At 66.8% G+C, this 17,258-nt stretch carries 17 protein-coding genes; 5 read left to right on the forward strand and 12 right to left on the reverse strand.

The genetic code is table 11. The annotated features are described in order from the left end of the window. Positions 1-14 precede the first annotated feature (14 nt). A complete protein-coding gene (locus Pph01_RS01035) occupies positions 15-992 on the forward strand; it encodes a threonine ammonia-lyase (RefSeq protein ID WP_239116327.1) in 978 nt (325 codons plus the stop codon). A gap of 827 nt (positions 993-1,819) precedes the next feature. On the opposite strand, the gene Pph01_RS01040 is transcribed toward Pph01_RS01035, so the two are convergent. The 4 genes from Pph01_RS01040 to Pph01_RS01055 form a co-directional block, all read right to left on the reverse strand. Next, on the reverse strand, positions 1,820-2,347 hold the full coding sequence (locus Pph01_RS01040; RefSeq protein WP_204070973.1) for a DinB family protein: 528 nt from the start codon (positions 2,345-2,347) through the stop codon (positions 1,820-1,822). 174 nt (positions 2,348-2,521) lie between these two features. Then, entirely contained in the window at positions 2,522-3,346 is an 825-nt protein-coding gene (locus Pph01_RS01045; RefSeq protein ID WP_373315607.1) for an IS5 family transposase, read from the reverse strand. 143 nt (positions 3,347-3,489) lie between these two features. Next, a complete protein-coding gene (locus tag Pph01_RS01050) occupies positions 3,490-4,869 on the reverse strand; it encodes a sensor histidine kinase (RefSeq protein ID WP_204070974.1) in 1,380 nt (459 codons plus the stop codon). 148 nt (positions 4,870-5,017) lie between these two features. Then, complete coding sequence (locus Pph01_RS01055; RefSeq protein ID WP_204070975.1) at positions 5,018-6,430, reverse strand: sensor histidine kinase; 1,413 nt, start codon at positions 6,428-6,430, stop codon at positions 5,018-5,020. 610 nt (positions 6,431-7,040) lie between these two features. Here Pph01_RS01055 and Pph01_RS01060 point away from each other — a divergent pair. The 3 genes from Pph01_RS01060 to Pph01_RS01070 all read left to right on the forward strand — a co-directional run bounded on the left by Pph01_RS01060 (position 7,041) and on the right by Pph01_RS01070 (position 8,881). Next, positions 7,041-7,535: a SigE family RNA polymerase sigma factor gene (locus Pph01_RS01060; protein ID WP_204070976.1), complete on the forward strand. Its 495-nt coding sequence runs from the start codon at positions 7,041-7,043 to the stop codon at positions 7,533-7,535. Further along, positions 7,532-8,284 (forward strand): hypothetical protein, encoded by a 753-nt coding sequence (locus tag Pph01_RS01065; RefSeq protein ID WP_204070977.1) that lies wholly within the window; start codon positions 7,532-7,534, stop codon positions 8,282-8,284. The genes Pph01_RS01060 and Pph01_RS01065 overlap by 4 nt, the downstream gene beginning before the upstream one ends. A 144-nt stretch (positions 8,285-8,428) precedes the next feature. After that, positions 8,429-8,881, forward strand: coding sequence for a site-specific integrase (locus Pph01_RS01070; RefSeq protein ID WP_204070978.1), 453 nt, complete (start codon positions 8,429-8,431; stop codon positions 8,879-8,881). Between the two features lie 4 nt (positions 8,882-8,885). Here the strand turns inward: Pph01_RS01070 and glnA are convergent, their stop codons facing one another. Both glnA and Pph01_RS01080 read right to left on the reverse strand, forming a co-directional pair. Then, positions 8,886-10,310 carry a type I glutamate--ammonia ligase gene (gene glnA, locus Pph01_RS01075; RefSeq protein WP_204070979.1) on the reverse strand — a complete coding sequence of 475 codons (1,425 nt, stop codon included), beginning with the start codon at positions 10,308-10,310 and terminating at the stop codon, positions 8,886-8,888. A 192-nt stretch (positions 10,311-10,502) separates the two neighbouring features. Then, positions 10,503-11,603 carry a hypothetical protein gene (locus Pph01_RS01080; RefSeq protein WP_204070980.1) on the reverse strand — a complete coding sequence of 367 codons (1,101 nt, stop codon included), beginning with the start codon at positions 11,601-11,603 and terminating at the stop codon, positions 10,503-10,505. 113 nt (positions 11,604-11,716) lie between these two features. On the opposite strand from Pph01_RS01080, the gene Pph01_RS01085 reads away from it, so the two are divergent. Continuing rightward, complete coding sequence (locus Pph01_RS01085; RefSeq protein ID WP_204070981.1) at positions 11,717-12,178, forward strand: RDD family protein; 462 nt, start codon at positions 11,717-11,719, stop codon at positions 12,176-12,178. Positions 12,179-12,220: 42 nt separating this feature from the next. Here the strand turns inward: Pph01_RS01085 and Pph01_RS01090 are convergent, their stop codons facing one another. Genes Pph01_RS01090 through Pph01_RS01115 form a run of 6 tightly spaced genes read right to left on the reverse strand, consistent with a single transcriptional unit; the run spans position 12,221 to position 17,049 of the window. Beyond that, the gene (locus Pph01_RS01090; RefSeq protein WP_204070982.1) at positions 12,221-13,009 is read right to left on the reverse strand and encodes a class I SAM-dependent methyltransferase; all 789 of its coding nucleotides are present in this window, start codon (positions 13,007-13,009) and stop codon (positions 12,221-12,223) included. Positions 13,010-13,067: 58 nt separating this feature from the next. Then, positions 13,068-13,721, reverse strand: a complete 654-nt coding sequence (locus tag Pph01_RS01095) for a DUF4191 domain-containing protein (RefSeq protein WP_204070983.1) — start codon at positions 13,719-13,721, stop codon at positions 13,068-13,070. Positions 13,722-13,769: 48 nt separating this feature from the next. Then, on the reverse strand, positions 13,770-14,699 hold the full coding sequence (lipA, locus tag Pph01_RS01100; protein WP_203950968.1) for a lipoyl synthase: 930 nt from the start codon (positions 14,697-14,699) through the stop codon (positions 13,770-13,772). Between the two features lie 4 nt (positions 14,700-14,703). Further along, a complete protein-coding gene (gene lipB, locus Pph01_RS01105; RefSeq protein WP_239116329.1) occupies positions 14,704-15,372 on the reverse strand; it encodes a lipoyl(octanoyl) transferase LipB in 669 nt (222 codons plus the stop codon). A gap of 3 nt (positions 15,373-15,375) precedes the next feature. Then, positions 15,376-16,116 carry a Type 1 glutamine amidotransferase-like domain-containing protein gene (locus tag Pph01_RS01110; RefSeq protein WP_204070984.1) on the reverse strand — a complete coding sequence of 247 codons (741 nt, stop codon included), beginning with the start codon at positions 16,114-16,116 and terminating at the stop codon, positions 15,376-15,378. Between the two features lie 30 nt (positions 16,117-16,146). Beyond that, complete coding sequence (locus Pph01_RS01115; protein ID WP_204070985.1) at positions 16,147-17,049, reverse strand: TIGR01777 family oxidoreductase; 903 nt, start codon at positions 17,047-17,049, stop codon at positions 16,147-16,149. Between the last annotated feature and the right edge of the window lie 209 nt (positions 17,050-17,258).

Below are 17,258 nucleotides of genomic sequence, written 5' to 3' on the forward strand. Positions count from 1 at the left end.
TAGGCTGCTGTGTCGTGCAGGAGACGCGTCTCGACACTGCTCGGATCCGGGCGGCTCGCCGGGTGATCGACCCGATTTTTCTCGACACTCCGCTGTACCGCTGTGAGGCGCTGGAGCCCGACCTCGGGTGCACGGTGAGCATCAAGCTTGAAACCGCGAACCCGGTCCGCAGCTTCAAGGCTCGCGGCACCGAGGTGGTCGCGAGCCTGCTCGCCGACAAGGGCTCGCCCGCCGTGGTGTGCGCCAGCGCGGGCAACCTCGGCCAAGCCCTCGCGTGGTCCGGTCGCGGCCGGGGGCTCGACGTCACCGTCGTGGCGTCCCGCTTTGCGCCTGCGGCCAAGCTCGATCGCATCCGCGGATTGGACGCCAGATTGGAACTGGTGGACGGCGACTTCGACATGGCTCGCGAGCGGGCGGCGGCCGTCGCGCTGTACAACGGCATCCGGCTGGTCGAAGACAGCCTGGACATCGAGACCTGCGAGGGTGCGGCGACCATCGGCCTGGAACTGGTGGACACCGTGCCGTCGTTCGACGCAGTCCTGATCGCTCTCGGCGGCGGGGCGCTGGCCACCGGCGTGGGTCATGTGGTGAAGGCCTGCGCGCCCGAAGTCGAGGTGATCTGCGTCCAGCCGCTGGGCGCACCGGCGATGACACACTCGTGGCGCCAACGGCGCGTCGTCACGACCGACTCGACCGACACCATCGCCGACGGAGTCGCCGGCCGGCGTCCCATCCCGGCCGTCCTGGACGACCTCCTCCTGGTCGCCGACGACGCCGTCCTGGTCCAGGAGGCGTCGATCATCGCCGGCATGCGGATGCTCCTCGACCACGCGGGCCTCGTCGTCGAACCGTCGGCCGCGCTCGGCATCGCGGCGATCCTCGAAGACCGTGACCGCTTCGCCGGCCGACACGTAGCCACCATCGTGTGCGGCAGCAACGTCGACATGGACGCCTATCACCGCTGGGTCGGTGCGGCTCCCATCCACAGGTGATCCCGGAACGGCTCGGGCCGTATCGAAAGTGGATGGAAAGTCGGGAGGACGGGTTCCATGCGCTCCGACTGCTTACCGATGGTGTCGATGTGTGGAGCCTCGCGGAGTTCACGGGCCGCACGGCTCAGGAGATCACACGTCGTAGTGGAGCTTGAGCTCGCACCTGCCACTTCGCCACATGCGCCGATGACGCCGAGTAGCGCCCTGACCAGGCAATACGGCTCTCAACGTCTCCCGTCGACTTCCGACGTTTACGGCCTCAAACGGAACTGAAACGGAACTGTCGGCGTCGACATTCGGGCTTCCTCAGGCCGAGCGCCCTTCGATGAAGTCGCCGACGGTAACAGCAGCAAGCCTTAGAGCCTGCTGACAAAGGATCTGGACGCTGAAGCCGGGACAGGGATGCCCTGGTCGAGCCCCTCTTCGAGCGATACGCCTGCGGACAGAGCGGGCTCCTGATAGCTGAGGTGTTCTTTACGCAACTCGGCAACCAGGAGCCCGCTACCGGTCTTGCCCAGTCCCGACCGGCGCGGCACGGTTCTGGAACTCCTGGCCGCCCGGCCCTGGCGTGCCTGGAGAGGGACCGAGTTGGCCGCCACCCTCAGAATCGAGAACATCAACTGCTTTCGCGCCCAACTGTCCCAATGGTCCCACCAGGGCTCCATCAACAAGATCGGGCCAGCCCTCTACGGTCCCATGCCCACGAGCACTTAAGCTTTCGTCAGCCGGCTCGGAGTCCTGGAGCTACGGCTAACCACCGCTCAGCTGATCAGTGGGTACGTCGGTGAGGTGCCAGGACCTATATACGGGTGATGCCGGGAGAGCCGCTACACTCCCGTGGCCCCATCGATGCGCTCCCGGATCAGGTCGGCGTGCCCGGTGTGCTGCGCGTACTCCTCCAGGAGGTGGATGTAGATCCAGCGGAGGCTGACCTTGCCGGTCGGCGCCCGGGGGTCGTCGGCCAGCTCCTCGAGGTCGATGTCCGCAACCGCGGCGTCGCAGGCAGCCGTCTCCGCGAGGAAGGCGGCGTAGTCCGCCTCGGCGTCGGCGTCGGCCACCAGGTCGAAGTCGCCGTCTTCGTACTCCTTCGTGATGTGCAGCTCGGGCAAGTTTTCGTGCAGGAACTTCTCCCGGAACCACCAGCGCTCGACTTCCGTCATGTGTCGCAGGAGGCCGAGCAGCGTCAGGTTGGACGGCTCCACGGAGGCGGTCTTCAGTTGCTCGGAGGTGAGGCCGGCGCATTTGCGCAGCAGGAACACCCGGCGGAGCTTCAACCAGTTATCCAGCATCTCGCGTTCGCCACAGGCCATGTCCGTCCGAGGTCCCCGCTCTACGTCAGGTGCTGTCCACGTCATGTCACCATCATGACGACCTGCGCAACCGATTTTGCGGGGTACGCGCGTATCTTGCCCGCCGCCGGGTGTATCGCTCGAAGATGGGGCTCGACCAGGGCATCCCTGTCTCGGGCCTCAGCGACCAAATCCTTTGTCAGCAGGCTCTTAGAGCGTGTTTGAGATGGGTGGCGGGTTTCAGCCGATGGTGTAGCGGGGCTGTCGGCGGGCGGGTTCGCCTCGGGTGATGCGACGGGTCATGCCAGCGATGGCGGCCCAACGGATAATGGCTTCGGAGACCTGGGGGTGGCGTTCGTAGTCGCGGGCTAGGCGTCGGCAGGCGGTGAGCCAGGCCAACGTCCGCTCGACAACCCACCTGCGGGCGATGACGTTGAATCCCCGCTGGTCGGCAGGCTTGCGGACGACCTCGATCGTGGTGCGCAGGGTCTCTTTCGCCCAGTCCACCAGACGGCCGGCGAAGCCCTGATCGGCGAACACGTACCGGATCGGCGTGGTCAGATACGCCCCCAGCAGGGCTGACTTGGCGCCATCGCGGTCTTGCCAACTGGCGGCCATCACCGCAACGGTGACCAGCAGTCCGGTGGTGTCGGTCACGATGAACCGTTTCCTGCCGTTGATCTTCTTTCCGGCGTCGTAGCCGCGGCTGTCTCGCCCGACGGTGTCGGCGCCTTTGACGCTCTGGGAGTCGATGATTCCCGCCGAGGGCTCGCCTTCGCGGCCCGCCTGCTGACGGGCCTTGATCCGTAGCTCGGCCAGCAATCTGGTGGTGACGCCTGCCTGTTCCCACTGGTTGAAGTACCAGTACACCGTCTGCCACGGCGGCAGGTCAGTAGGCAGATATCGCCACGGGCAACCGGACCGCACCACGTACAAGATGGCGTTGACGACCTCCCGGCGCGGATGCTTTTCCGGCCGGCCGCCGGAGTTCGGATCCGGCAGCAAGGGCTCGATTAACTCCCACTGCGCGTCGGTCAGGTCTGAGGGGTAACGACCAGGGGGCACTCGACCACCCTGGCGACAAATCGGACAGCCGTCACACCGCCACGCCGGAGATCAACGATCTTCTCAAACACGCTCTTAGAAGCCCCCTGAGTTCCAGGAGCACATGATCGACGACGGTATACGTGACGCGCACCGACCAGTGCTCAATCGCCGGATGGTCGCACGGGCAGGGGTAGACGGAGGACGAAGCGTGCGCCTCTGTCGCTGTCCTGGATCGTCAGTGTGCCACCGTGGCTTTCGGCGATCTGCCGTGCGAGGGGGAGGCCGAGGCCGGCTCCGCCGGCATCCCTGCTGCGGGCGGTGTCGAGCCGGGTGAACCGCTGAAATACCGTTTCTCGCTGATTCGTGGCGATTCCGGCGCCGTCGTCGATTACTTGGAGTTCCGCGACCTTCCCCTGGAGCGGCGGGTCGCTGTCCGCGTACCGTACGGAGACGGTGATCGTAGAGGAGGCGTGCCGCTGGGCGTTGTCGATCAGGCTGCCGACCAACTGGCGCAGCCGCGGCCGGTCACCTCTAACGATCACTCCCGGCTCCAGATCGCGGGCCATTTTCCTGCTCATCTGGTGATTGTTCAGCTCCGTGGTGACGAGTTCGGCCAAGTCCAAGATTTCCCGCTCGAGGGGTACGCCCGCGTCCAGTCGAGTGAGCGTCAGCAGGTTGGCGGCGATCGACTGGAGACGCTCGACGCTCGGAAGTACGGCGTTACACAGTGTGCTGAGGGCGACCTCTTCAGGTGCAAGGAGGGCGTCCTCGATCTGGGCGCGGATGGCGGTGATCGGGGTGCGCAACTCGTGGGAGGCGTCCGAGCAGAACCGCCGTTGCTGTTCCAGCACGTCCTCCAACCGGTCGAGGGTTTGATTGACGCTCCGGGCCAGCCGATAAATCTCGTCCTTGGGTACGGGGACCGGGACCCGGCGGCCCATGTTGGTGCTGCGGATGTGATCAAGCTGAGCCCGGATGGCATCCACGGGTCTGAGCGACCTTGTGACGGTGCGCCGCGCTCCGTAAGCCGCTGCGATCATGAAGAAGATCGTTCCCGCTACCAGGAGGGCCGTCACAACCGGATAGGCATAGAGCGGCAGAGTCGGCGCCGCACTGTAGATCGTCCAATCACCGTTGCGGTACACCTGCTGCGCGACGATGACGTGGCAGCCGCCGGATGGAAAGACGGAGTGGCAGACGACGGCGCTTGCCGCCTGGTGAGGGCTTTTCGGAAAGAAGTGCGCCATGACGGGCTGGTGTTGCATGTCCCGGGTCGCAGCGACCACCTTTCCGTGAGGATCAACCACCTGAACCGGACGGATCAGCTTGTTTGAGATTGGTGGCAGCGGATTGACCAACTCTCCACGATCGACGTAGTAGCCGACCACATCACCCACCGCGCTCACCTCATTGGTGAGATTCTGGGTGGCCACCTTGTTGATCACAAACAACAGGATGATGGAAAACAGAATGCAAAGCGCACCTACCGCCGTAGTGGTGAACAGCGCCAGGCGGGCTCTAAGCGAGCGCTCCTTCAGCATCGTGTCGCCTCATTTCGTGTGTTTGGACTGGTCGGCGAAGAAGGAGCACATCGGCCGTCCGTGTGGTGACGTCTCGCGCTCCCAAGTCCAGGGGCCTCTTTCTCGAACACCGCCCCGCGATGTATGGCAACGGCGAACAGGCAGATGATCATGTGCTGTCGAGGCCAAGGAGCTCGGTTCCATCTCCGGAGTCTGGAAGTCGGGGGTGCTTCGTCTCCAGAGCCGGCAGGCGAAGGACGAAGCGTGCACCTCGTGGCGAGTCTTCAACGTCTAACGTCCCTCGGTGGGCGGCGACGATCTCTCGCGAGATGGCAAGGCCCAGTCCGGTTCCGTTTGGATCTTTCTGGCGTCCGTCATCCAGGCGGACGAAGGGTTTGAAGATTCGTTCGCGGTTGCAAGGCGCGATTCCATCGCCATCGTCGGTCACCGACACGACGACGTGGCCGTCTACGCGTGTCGCGCTGACCTCGACCCGAGTGTCGGCGTGACGTTGTGCATTGACCACCAGGTTGTTCAGTACGGCGCTCAGTTGCGACCCGCTCCCCAAGACCTTCAGGTCATCCTCAATGCGGGTGAACACCGGTACGTCACGGCACGTAGTGATCAGTTTGTCGCGTATCAGCGCACAGACGTCGACGGGTTCAGGCGCAGCAGCTGTTCGGACCCTGGCGAACATCAACATGTCGTCGATCACTGTGCGTAATCTCTCGGTCGTCGACAGACTCCTGGTGATCGCCGCGCGCGGATCGACCTCGTCTGGATACAGCAGTGCCTCGTCGAGCTCAGCTTGCAGGGCGGTCAAGGGCGTTCGGAGTTCGTGGGAAACGAGCGAGGCGAAGTGCCGCTGATGCTCTACAGCCGCTTCCAGGCGGGCCAGCGTGTGATTGAAGGTGCGGGCCAGTTGTCCGATTTCGTCGTCTTGAGGCGGCTCGGGCACCCGCAGCTGCAGGTCCCTTACGGTGATCTCGGATACTTGGGCACGGATGTCCGCCACCGGGCGGAGTGTCTTGCCCACCACGACCCAGATGATCCACGTTGTCAGGATGATCGCTAACACGACCATAGTCAGAATGAGGAGCCCCAGCCGGGCGTGGGCCAGGATGAATGGCTCTAGCATTCCTGCGTAGACGACATGGGGATCGCCTCGCCAGAGCAGTAAGGCCTCCTGCGGTGAGACTCGGATCGCTGTCACCAGGATGCAGTGGCCGTGCAAGCATCGCTCGAGATGAAGAGCATGGTTGCTGTACATGGGACGGGCCTCGCTTAACGGTGACCACCCCAACGCCGCCGGAGAGGCCGCCTCAACGCGTCCGTGGGAGTCCACGAGCTGGAGGAGCGGGACGTTCACCGTCGAACGCGGCGCCGGCACGTGGCCAGGCTTCATTCGGGCGATCCAATCGCTCGCCGCGCGTGTCGTGAGCACCCACATCGGGCTTTCGATCGTCTTACTGATAGCGATGTCGAGGGCGACCCCGATCGCACTGAAGACGAGCAACGCGAAGAGCGCGGCCGCAGCCGTGAACCGTACGCGGATTGAGGAAAGTCGTTGATGAAGTCCCATTGATTCGTCCTCGAATCGTGGCCCCCGCTTCCGTGGCAACATCGCTACGCGACGTCCCCAGCGCCGGAGACACGTTCCGTACCTCTCGAAAGTCGTATGTGGGGCGGGCATCGATACATCAGGCGATCACCCGTCATGCGGACCTCGCCGATGAACACACCTGAGTCGTCAGCGCATCTGTCGTGCGGAACGCCGGCACGCTGATCATTTCTCGATGAACCTGCGGGCTACCTGCGGAAGTACATCGTCTGTTGTCGCGCTGCAGCTGGTATGAGTATACGGACTACAGCTTTCTGTATACATTCCAGCTGGCATGTAAACGGAGAGCCTGCTACCGGGAAACCTGCTGCAGCCCAGAACCGGGACCGTCCCCCCACCTGGGCCGGGACCTATGCGCGGATCTGTCTGGCGGCCTGGATGGCGGCGGCCTTCGTCGGCATGGTCTTCACACGGATGCGACGAACAGCGGAGGTCTGAAGCCTCGGCGTCGACGCCGAGCCTCACCCCTGTCCACCCCGTCTAAGACGTACAGAAAGTTCTCACAGAGTGTCGTCCGGATCGTCCCTCCAGGCAGTAGTGATCGGTGGAGTGATCCGAACGGAGGTCCTAGATGGCGAATGATTTCGCCGAGTACGTCGCACATCGACACGACCGGTTGTGCCGGACGGCGTACCTGCTCACCCGGGACTGGGCGGTGGCAGAGGATCTCGTGCAGACCTCACTGGCCAAGGCCTGGGCAGTGTGGCGCAGGATCGAGGGAGATCCCGACCGGTACGTCTACCGGATCATCGTCAACACGCACACCTCCTGGTGGCGGAGGAGATGGCGGAGAGAGGTGCCCACAGACGAGGTCCCAGAACGATCCGAACATGATTTCTCCGGGACCGTAGTCGACCGCGACACCCTGTGGGCGGCTATCGGCTCCTTATCGAAGCGGCAACGCACGGTGATCGTCCTGCACTATTTCGACGAGCTGACCATGCAACAAGTGGCCGACACTCTCGGATGCTCACTGGGAACCGTGAAGACGCAACTCAGCAGGGGACTGGCACGGCTACGCGTGACTCCAGAAGTCCAGGATCTGCTACCGGAGGCGACGAGATGAGGCACGTCACCGAGAACGACCTGCGCACCGTCCTGGCCGAACGCGGCGCCGATGGCCCGGGCCGGCCTTTTCACGTGGCCGAGATCGTGAAACAGGGACGCAGGATGCGCCTGCGCAAGCGCGTCGCCGCCGGCGCGACACTGGCCGGGATAGCCGCGGTCATCACTGGCATGTTCGGTATCGCCCTGCCCCTAATCGACAGGGAGACCACAGCGTCCCAGCCCTCCCTACGCTTGCCCGCCAGTGTCCAGATGCCCGAAAGAATGGAAGGAGCTTTGGGCATCTTGTCGCTGATCCATTCAGAGGCTCACCCGTTCGTGGGACAGAGGGTGAGGGTGACATTCCGGCCGACCAGCGACAACACCGGCAGGACCATTCGATGCGCCGACCCTAGGGACTGGGTGTTGGTAAGAACTGCGGACGGTGGGAGCGAGTTCGGCCGATGTGGTGCCCGGACCGGCGCCCAGGGCAGCGGTCTTGATACCCAACGATTTGAGACATCCTCGGGATGGGTGGGAGAAGCACAAAACATCGACATCTGGGTGTTCCCCGCTGACGCGCCGGTCGCCGAAGGTCCTACAGGCCCGCAGTACGGGAACTGCAAGGTCCATGACCCGAAGCAGGGCACGTGCGACGGCAGGTTCACGGCAAAGACGATCACCACGAACCCGGAACGGCTCGCGGCTGTGGTCGGCCGCCAACCAGGCCTGTGGTCCGTGGGGATCTACGACAAGGCGGAAGGTGACTAGCTACCGGAAGCCGGAGGATAACGACGGGCCGCGCACGACGGGATCATCTCTCGATCTCCTTGGTCTCGCAGAACGTCGCCGGGGCAGGGGAGCCGGCGACCGTACGTCGCCGCAACGGGTCAGGTGTGGGCCTAGCACGACGCGATGCCTGTGCGGCACCGGGTGGTGATTCTCCTCGGGGCGTTCGTCAGCCTTCGTGCCGCCGAGGTGTTCGGCCTACGCGTCGACTTCATGCGGGGGATCGTCCATCCGGCGGTGCAGTACCCAGCTGAGGCGCTCAAGACTGAGACCTCCCGGACGCCGGTCCCCAACCCGGCGTCCCTGGCGCTCGAACTCTCGGCCCACGTCAAGGCCGGCCACAGCGGCGAGACGCTGCTCACTGACGACGATGGTGCCCAGGTCGGCCCGTGGAAGCTTGAATGGGCAATGCGAAAAGCCCGTGGCAAGGTGCAGGACCTTCCCACGGGCTTTCGATTCCACGACTTGCTCCGACGAGTCGACGCGGGCCGCGATCGATGCGGTGATCGCCGCTCGGACGGAACCGAGGCAGAACCAGACCGGGACCGCGCGATGAACGTGCAGCTCATCGCGCGGTGACCGATCACACGTCGTAGTAGAGCTCGAACTCGTGCGGGTGCGGGCGCAGCCGGATCGGGTCGATCTCGTTCTCGCGCTTGTACGCGATCCACGTCTCGATCAGGTCGGGCGTGAAGACGCCGCCCTCGAGCAGGAACTCGTGGTCCGCCTCGAGGGCGTCCAGGACCTCCGGCAGCGAGCCGGGAACCTGCGGAACCTGGCCGGCCTCCTCCGGAGGAAGCTCGTACAGGTCCTTGTCGACCGGCTGCGGCGGCTCGATCTTGTTGCGGATGCCGTCGATGCCGGCCATGAGCTGCGCGGCGAACGCGAAGTACGGGTTGCACGACGGGTCCGGCACGCGGAACTCGATGCGCTTGGCCTTCGGGTTCGATCCCGTGATCGGGATGCGGATGCAGGCGGAACGGTTGCGCTGGGAGTAGACCAGGTTGACCGGCGCCTCGTAACCCGGCACCAGACGGTGGTAGGAGTTCACCGTCGGGTTGGTGAAGGCCAGCAGCGCGGGCGCGTGCTTGAGCAGACCACCGATGTAGTAGCGGGCGGTGTCCGACAGGCCCGCGTAGCCGACCTCGTCGTAGAAGAGCGGCTCGCCGTCCTTCCAGAGCGACTGGTGGCAGTGCATGCCTGAGCCGTTGTCACCGAAGAGCGGCTTCGGCATGAACGTGACCGTGTGACCGGCCTCGATCGCCGTGCTCTTGATGATGTACTTGTACAGCATCAGGTTGTCGGCCGTCTTCAGCAGCGTGCCGAACTTGAAGTCGATCTCGGCCTGACCCGCGGTGCCCACCTCGTGGTGCTGCATCTCGGTCTCGATGCCGGAGTCGATCAGGTTGCGGACCATCTGCGAGCGCAGGTCGGTGAAGTGGTCCATCGGCGGAACCGGAAAGTAGCCGCCCTTGTAACGAGGCTTGTAACCGAGGTTGCCGCCCTCGGAGGCCTTGCCGGTGTTCCAGGCACCCTCGATCGAGTCGATGTAGTAGTAGCCCGCGTTCTCTTTGGTCTCGAAGCGGACGTCGTCGAAGATGTAGAACTCGGCCTCAGGGCCGAAGAAGACGGTGTCCGCGATGCCGGTGCCCTTGAGGTACTCCTCAGCCTTGCGGGCGACGTTGCGCGGGTCGCGGCTGTAGGCTTCGCCGGTCAGCGGGTCGTGCACGAAGAAGTTGATGATCAGCGTCTTGTGCTGACGGAACGGGTCCAGCACCGCGGTCGACGGGTCGGGCAGCAGGAGCATGTCCGACTCGTGAATGGCCTGGAAGCCGCGAATGGAAGAACCGTCGAACATGAGACCGTCGGTGAAGACGTTTGCCCCGAAGTTCTCCACCGGGAAAGTGAAGTGGTGCGTCGTGCCCGGCAGGTCCGTGAACCTGACGTCGACGAACTGCACACCCTCCTCACGGATGAACTTGAGTACGTCATCGGCAGAGTTAAACACTCTTGAACCTCCCAAGGGCATGTGCTAGCAGACCCGAAAATAGGCGGGGGCCGTTTCCGCTCCGTGTCTCGATTGTTTCGTGGGTGTTAAGGGGAGCGCCCATCGACGCTAACCCCGGCGGCCCCGCGAAAGCCCTCGGACCCGCGCCGGTTGACCCACTCTTGCCCGACTGGCAAGGCGCATCCGAGCAGGTCAGGTGCCCGTCGTCGGTCGGCACCCGTGGCGGCCGGCCCCGCTCTCCCTCCGATCGTACGGGTCGGTCGGAGCGCCCGAGGGGCGGGCCTCCTCCGGGGATCCGGGGAGGCCGGGCCGGACGAAGCCGTCCCCGGCGCCGCCGCGGGCATCGCATCGGGCGCCGAAGACGCTCCGCGTGACGCCGTCCACCCAGACCACGAGCCGCCCGCCGTCCCGGCGGGCGGAGAAGCCGACCACGTAGTGGGCCACCACCCGCATCGTCGTCACCTGATCACCGGGCGGGCGCACCGCGTAGACGAACAGGTAGTCGGCCTTGATCGTGACGCCCCCGCGTCCCTTCGTGGCCGCCCCGGCACGGCCCCGGACCGCGGTGATCGTCGTCTTCCCGTCGACCTTGACGGTGTCTCCGTTCGGCTCCGCCGTACGGGGATCCAGGCTGAACACCCACGTCCGGGTGTCGGGAGTGCCCGCCTTGTCGAGGTGGCGCGCGAACCACCCGCGCTGCCCGGGATCGAGCAGCTTGACGAAGGCGTCCGGCTTCTTCCCGCGCACGGTGGCCGGGTCGAGGTACGCGACGGCGAGCAGCCTCCGGACACGGGCGAGCGCGGCCCCGACCTCCTCCTCGGTCAAGCCGCCCAGCGCCCTGGCCGGGGGCGTCACGAGCCCGGCCGTCCCGTCGGCGAACGCCGCCGCCGGAGACCCGGCGAAGGGATCGGCGAGGCGGGGCAACTCCTGCCCGGCTTCGTCGTCCTCGATGGGGGTGAGGATCGGATCGGCCCTCGCGACCGTGGGGGCCTCGCCGTACCGGGGGCTGGGCGTGTCGCCGGGACCGGGGTCGCCGAACATGTCCGGGCGAAGGCTGACGACCAGACCGATGAGCACGACCAGGCCGGACAGCACGATCACCACGACCGGGAGCATCCCCCGGCGGTCGAAACGCCGCGGGGGAGTGGCCGGGGGACGTTCGCCGGGCTCCTGCGGGGGATCCTCGGCGACGCCCTCGGCCTCCTCGACCAGCCGTCTGATCTCGTCCTTGTCGAACTGGGCGATCAGCGCTTCGAAACGCGCGTCGATGTCGTCGGGATCCTTCGGCCGCATCGTTCCCTCCCCATGGATGAAACAGGCGGAAATAAGCCGATCGCCGTGCCCATGATGAACGGCTTCGCCTCCGAGAGGAAGACCGATCACCGGCCCCGATACGCTGGGGCACCATGAGCGACCGGCAGCCTCGATGGACACAGACCTGGCTTGGGGGCGTCCGGGCGGCCGGAGCGGACTTCGGCTACCCGGGACAGCGTCTGGGCCTGCCGGAAGAGGGATCCGGCTCGGTCTCGGGCTTCGGCCGGAGGATCGCCGCGGTCGTGGTCGACTGGCTGCTGTGCACGGTGGCGATCGCCCGCGGCCTGCTCCACGCCGACCCGCGGAACCAGGGCTGGATCGGCCTGGCCGTCTTCGCCGCGGAGTACGTCCTGCTGGTCGGCACCGTGGGGATGACCCTGGGCATGCGGCTGTTCGGGATCCGGGTGGCCTCACTCGAGGGCGGCCGCCCCGCGTTCCTGTCCGTGCTGATCCGCACGTTCCTGCTGTGCCTCGCCGTGCCGGCGCTGATCTGGGACCGGGACCGCCGCGGTCTGCACGACCGCGCCGCCGGCACCGTTGTCGTCAAGATCTGACGCGCCCGTACGGCACTGCCGCCGCGTGTTCTGAGGCCGCGTCTACGGCCGGCGGCACTGGAAGATCGCGGTTCCGGGGAAGAGTCGGCCGCGAAGGGGGCTCCAGCCACCCCAGACCTGCGCGTGTCCTTCCGGCCACTCCGGCTCGACCAGCCCGGTCAGGGTGAGGCCCGACGACACGATCAGGGCCACCCAGTCGCCCATGGTCCGGTGATGTTCCACATACGACGGCACGCCGTCGTCGGAGAACTCGACGTACGGCGTCCGGTCGAAGTAGGGACGGTCGGCCGTGAGGCCCCCGGGCCCGGGGTCGTCGGGGAACGCCCACCGGATCGGATGGCTGACGGAGAACACGAACCGTCCACCCGGCCGCAACACCCGCCGGACCTCGGACAGCACCGCCCCGGCGTCCGCCACGAACGGCAACGCCCCGAAGGCCGAGCACGCGAGATCGAACGAGCCGTCCGCGAACGGCAGGACCTCGGCGTCGGCCTGCACGACGGGCAGGGCCGTGCCGGTCGACTGATCGATGCGGCGGGAGTGCTGCAACTGCCGGTGAGAGAGGTCGAACCCGGCCACCGCGGCGCCCTGGGCGGTCAGCCATCGGCCGCACTGCCCCGCCCCGCAGCCCACCTCCAGGACGCTCTTGCCCGCCACCTCGCCCAGGAGGTGCGCGTCGGCCTCGTCGAGCCCCTCCGGACACCAGATGAAACCGTCGTCACGGAGGAACTCGCCGTGCTCCGTCTGGTAGTCGTCGGCCTCGCCGTCCCACCAGCCACGGTTGGCCCGCGAGGCCTCCGCGCGCGAGACCGTTCTCCTGCCGACGTCCATCGAGCCCCTCGAACCTTCTACCGGCCCGTCCGCACGGGATCCAGGCGACCCGCGTGGATCAGCGGGGCCGCTGCGAACGCGGCATCGGGCCCTTCGGAATCGGCATCGCCGGGGTCAGCGCGCGAATGCGGTTGTTGACCTCGGAGACGACCGGCTTCTTCAGGTTGCGGGGGAGCTTCATCAGGTGCCGCTGGAGCTTCGCCAGCGGCACCTGGCCCTCACCGTTGCCGCACTGGATGTCGTAGACCGGGATGTCGATGGCGACCCGCTGGACGCGCTTCTTCTCCGCGACGAGCATCCGCTGCACCCGGTTCCCCGGTCCTTCGGAGACCAGGACCACGCCGGGATAGCCGACGACGCGGAACACCACGTCCTGGTCGCGGTTGATCGCCGCCGGCTTTTCGTCGACGTACCAGTTCCCCCGCATGTTCTTCATGACGGCGAGGCTCGCACCGGGCTGCCCGTCCATCATCGAGTACTGCGCGCGCTGCGACCTGCGGCCGAACAGGAACATGCCGACCAGGAGGGCGGCGAACACGCCTGTTACGTACCAGGTCCAGCCGAAGAACAGGCCCAGCACCACGAACACGACGAGCGTCCCGAGGGCCGATGCGTACACGATCGGCATGGCCTTGGGATCGCCCTGTTTGGTGATCTGGACCAGCATCCGGATCTGCTTGAGCCGTCCGGGAGCCGCAGGGTCTTTCGCCATGGTGTGAAGGATACAAATCTCAGGGTCGATTAATGAAAACGAGACCGATCAGAGAGTCTGCCGTGCTGCGATCGCCTGCTGGTACAGACGCCCGGCGCGGTAGGACGAGCGGACGAGCGGCCCGGACATGACGCCGGCGAAGCCGATCTCCTCGGCCTCCCGCTGCAGCTCGACGAACTCCTCCGGCTTCACCCACCGGTCCACCGGGTGGTGGCGCGGCGTGGGGCGGAGGTACTGCGTGATCGTCACCAGGTCGCATCCGGCGTCGTGCAGATCGCGGAGGGCCTGGGTGATCTCCTCGCGCTCCTCGCCCATGCCGAGGATGAGGTTCGACTTGGTGACCAGCCCGGCTTCACGGGCCATGGTGATGACCTGCATGGACCGGTCGTAGCGGAAGGCGGGCCTGATCCGCTTGAAGATCCGCGGCACGGTCTCGATGTTGTGGGCGAAGACCTCGGGCCGGGAGGAGAAGACCTCCTCGAGCTGCCCGCGGTCGCCGTTGAAGTCCGGCACCAGCAACTCGACGCCGCAGCCGGGGACCATCGCGTGGATCTGACGGGCGGTCTCCGCGTACAGCCAGGAGCCGCCGTCGGGCAGGTCGTCACGGGCGACCCCGGTCACCGTCGCGTAGCGCAGGCCCATCTGGGTCACCGACTCGGCGACGCGGCGCGGCTCGTCCCTGTCGTACTCGGCCGGCTTGCCGGTGTCGATCTGGCAGAAGTCGCAGCGCCGGGTGCACTGGTCACCGCCGATGAGGAAGGTGGCCTCCCGGTCCTCCCAGCACTCCGAGATGTTGGGACATCCGGCTTCCTGGCAGACCGTGTGCAGTCCCGCGCCCTGCACCAAGGATTTGATCTCGTTGAAGTTGGGGCCGTTGTGCAGCCGTGTCTTGATCCACGGCGGCTTCTTCTCTATGGGGGTCTGGCTGTTGCGCACCTCCAGGCGGAGGAGCTTGCGGCCTTCTGGTGCAACCGTCACCCGTTCAGCTTATTACCTCGGCCAAATCTTCCTCGTACAGGTCGTAGGCCTCGGCGCCGAGGGCTTCCGCCAGCCGTTTCCCCGCGACGGGGATGACCTGCTCGACGGTGATGCGCCGGCCGGTCTCCGCCGCCAGGGAGGTCACGCCGCCGTCGTCGGCGGGCAGGATGCGGCCGTACCAGCTCAGGTCGTTCACGCAGTTGAGCGCGAAACCGTGCATGGTCACGCCGCGGGACACCCGGATGCCGATGCTGCCGAGCCTGCGGTCGCCCAGGCCCCGGGCGGGATCGGCCGGCACCCACACCCCGCCCCGGCCGGGCACCCGGCTCGCCGCGACCCCGAAGTCGGCGCAGACCTGGATCAGCACCTCCTCGAGGAGACGGACGTACGCGGTGACGTCGTCGATCCGGAGGATGGGGTACCCGACGAGCTGGCCGGGGCCGTGCCAGGTCATGTTCCCGCCGCGGTCGACGTCGATGACCGGCGTCCCGTCGGCGGGCCGCTCGTGCGGACGAGTCCGCTTGCCCGCCGTGTAGACGGGAGCGTGCTCCAGCATGAGGCACAGATCGGAGATCCCGCCGGCCACCCGCCGTTCGTGTGCACGCCGTTGCGTGCTCCACGCCTGCTCGTACGGAACGTCGACACCCATCCGGACGATGGCCAAGCCCTTCACGCCCTAAAGCGTAGAGGCCAGCTGACGAGGTTCGATACGGAACTCCTTGACCCCGGCTCCGTCACGCTCGATGCGGTAGGCGTAACCGCTGGGGTCGACGGTGACCGCCTGGATGAATTCGGTGCCGACGTAGTGGAGGGCGACGCCCTCGTCCGCGGCGTATCCCTCGGGCAGTTCGCCGGCCGCCACTGACTCGTGCAGCAGCTTGCGGCGCTGGCCGTCGGAGTTGTAGTGCACGCCGCAGGAGTACGGCAGCAGGCTGAGGCCCTCGGCCCAGGGCCGCAGCGCGGGCCCGAAGGAGTCGGTGTTGCCGCCGACGTGCCAGCACAGGGCGCCCGCGCTCTGGCCGGACAGCACGACGCCGCCCCGCCAGGCCTCGGCGAACGCCTCGTCGAGGCCGTGCAGCCGCCACAGGGCGGCGAGGTTGGCGACGCTGCCGCCGCTGACGTAGATGGCGTCCTGGTCGAGGATCCACTCGCGGGGGTCGTCGACGTTCGGCATGGGGAAGACGGTCAGGTGGCTGACCTCGACGTCCCAGCGGCTGAACGCGCCGTACATCTTGAGCAGCCAGTCGGAGTCGTCACCGGTAGCGGTCGCGAGCAGGCCCAGCTTCGGGCGGTCCTCGCCGGTGAGGTCGAGCACGTAGCGCAGCAGACCGGTCGGCTCGATGAACCCGTACCGCTCGGTCTGCCGGAACGACCCTCCGCCGATCGCGACGATGTGCGACTGTCCGATCCGGCCCATTGTTCACTCCAGTGTCAGAAGAAGGACTCACTAGAGTACGGCCGCCAGTGCCTCTCCGAGGGTGGGATGGGCGAACCGGTGGCCGGCGTCGAGCAGACGCCGGGGGAGGGCGCGCTGGCCGATGAGGAGCCCCTCCTGCGCGAACTCCCCGAGCGCGAGCCGCAGCGCGAAGGCCGGGGCGGGGACGGGCATCGTCGGCCGGTGCAGCGCCTTGGCCAGTTCCCTGGTGAACTCGGCGTTCGTCACCGGCTCGGGCGCCGTCAGGTTGACGGGGCCGGACATCCCCTCGTGGTCCAGGAGGAAGCGGGCGGCGGACACCCAGTCGGGCAGGGAGATCCACGACATGTACTGCGTGCCGCTTCCCAGCACGGCGCCCGCTCCCATCCTGAAAATCGGAATCAACCGGCCGAGCGCCCCGCCGTGCCCGCTGACCACGAAGCCCGTCCGCAGGCGCACGACCCGGATGCCGGCTCTCTCCGCGGGCTTGGCCGCCTGCTCCCACTCCCGCGCGAGACCGGCGAGGAACCCTTGGCCCGCGGGCGCGGTCTCGTCCACGGCCTGGTCTCCGGTGTCGCCGTAGAACCCCACCGCGGAGCCGGACAGCAGGACCCGCGGCTTCTTGTCCAGTGCGGCGAGGGCCTTCGTCAGGGTGCGGGTCCCCGCCACCCGGCTGGCGAGAAGCTTGCGCTTGTACTCGGGCGTCCATCTCCGGTCGCCGACGCTCGCCCCCGCGAGATGGACGACCGCGTCCACGCCCTCGAGGACGGCGGGCGCAAGAACCCCTCCCGCCGGGTCCCAGAAGGCCTCATCCGGGTTTTGGGGGCACTGCCGTACAAGTCTGAGGATCCGGGTTCCCGCTCCCCGCAGGGACTCGATCAGAGCCGAGCCGAGCAGACCGGACGAGCCGGTCACCGCGATCGTCGTTTCGTCCACGGTAGGGCTTCTACCCCACCTCGCCCGCTGATGCGGGGTTTTCCGGGCGGGATCGGCCCTCCGGGGCCGACCGCCCGGACGCGCTCACCGCGTCGTGGCGACGTATAAGGCCGTCCAGGGGGGCGCCCGCGGAACGGCGGAAGCCGCCCCGCGACGGCGAGGCGGCTTCCGGACGGTCCACCCGGGCGCCGGGCGGACGTGAACCTGTC

This window comes from Planotetraspora phitsanulokensis (assembly GCF_016863295.1).
Lineage (GTDB): Bacteria > Actinomycetota > Actinomycetes > Streptosporangiales > Streptosporangiaceae > Planotetraspora > Planotetraspora phitsanulokensis.